At 57.8% G+C, this 1,609-nt stretch carries 1 protein-coding gene; it reads right to left on the reverse strand.

Annotated features, from left to right (window positions below; translation table 11 throughout):
* Nucleotides 1-1,063: calcium-binding protein (locus AC1DPF_RS18955; RefSeq protein ID WP_477962948.1), on the reverse strand; the 1,063-nt coding region annotated here is incomplete at its 3' end.
* Nucleotides 1,064-1,609: the final 546 nt, after the last annotated feature.

Genomic DNA, 1,609 nt, shown 5'->3' on the forward strand with positions numbered 1-1,609 from the left:
CCGAGGTGACGTCCGCATAGGTCGCGACGGCTGCTGCCGAAGCAAGAGGATCGAAGATCTTCACGCTGACATGGTTGGCACCGAAATCGAACGTGACGTCCTTGCTGGCCGCGGTGATCGCGCGGTGATTGATCTCGTCCCAGATGTCGGGCTCGGACCATGCTACCAGGTCGGTTCTTCCATCCGACTTCTGCATCGCCAGCACGGCACCATCAGTGGGAAGATTGGCCACGGTGTAGTTGAGCGCCTGGGTCGTGAACGTCGCGGCAGCGGCTCCACTGTCCGCCAGGATCGTCGTCAGATTATGGATCGCGGTCGCCGCCAGTTTCGGGTTGTTGGAGAGATCGAACAGGCCGAGATTCTTGTCGATGCTGACTCCCGAAGGATCCGCATAGGCATCCAGCAGCTGATAGAGATAGGTGTGCGAGACGCCGAGCTTGGTCGCGTCCATCAGCAGGTTGAGGGTCTGCTTGGCCTGGGTCGCCTGATCGACCCCACCCCAGTTGGAGCTGGTCGGCGCGGTATAATAACCGGCCTCGGTCAGCACCGTCGGCTTGCCCGCCATCGCTGAGGTCTGGTCCTTGAGGCCGGCGATCAGCGTGCGGAGCGGCTGGGCACCGTTTTTGGGGTAAGCATGGAAATTGGCGTAATCGACGTCCTGCACGATGTTGGCGCCGGTCAGGCCATAGGTGTCGATGCTGCTGAGCGTGGCATTGGCGGCGAGTGCCTTGGCCAACGCGGTCATATAGGCGGTGGCGCCTGCCAGGCCGGTGACGCCGCCGAAGGTGACGGGCCAATTGTTGACTTCATTGACTCCCTCGATCGCGATCGTCGCGCCGGGGTGCGCCTTGGCGAAGGTTTCGATCGCGGCGACGACATCGGCGGGGCTGCGGTTGCCCGAGGCGACGAAGTCGAACTTGATGCCGGCGTTCGCCATCGCGTCAAATGCTTTGGTCTGATACCAGTAGGCAGGAGCAGTATCGCGTACGATGCTGATCCCAAGATATTTCATATCCGTAATGACATTGGCAGAGTTGGCATATTTACCGTCATTATATGCCATGTGAACATTTACGCCGATGCTTTGAATAAAATCTTCTGTGCGAATCGGATTCGTCATTACGCCGGTCCTTCGTTGCGATAGACCAGCTGTTAGGAAAAATTAATTAACGGGTTCTTACGGGGAACTTTGTTTCTAGCTGCGTGTTGCGGCGAAATTCTTCCATGATCGTAACGATCCGCTGCCGATGATGAGGCGGCCTGCCGTCTAGTCCGTTCGCATCCGGAACATCAAATGAGATCAACGGTTTCCTTATGGCTGTGAGCTGAGGATTCTCGAATGCATCTACTATGTCATTGGGGTATTCATGCGTGGATCACCCACCCGGCGACCAGCAACCCGTCACGGCTGGTAAGCCGCTGCAAGCGGTGTTCACGCTTTCGGGTGGTTCAGCTCCCGYGGCACCTCGATAGAAAGCCGCCTGTAATGATCGATCGCTCTACGAACGCGGAAGGCGTTACCGACGCTTAATGGCTAGATGCAATCCGATTGGTCAGGGATTGAAGCCGCCGCGAAACAGCTCAAGGCCTCCAAGTATCCCGATGACAC

It is taken from the genome of Rhizorhabdus sp. P4_G6 (genome assembly GCF_056401045.1).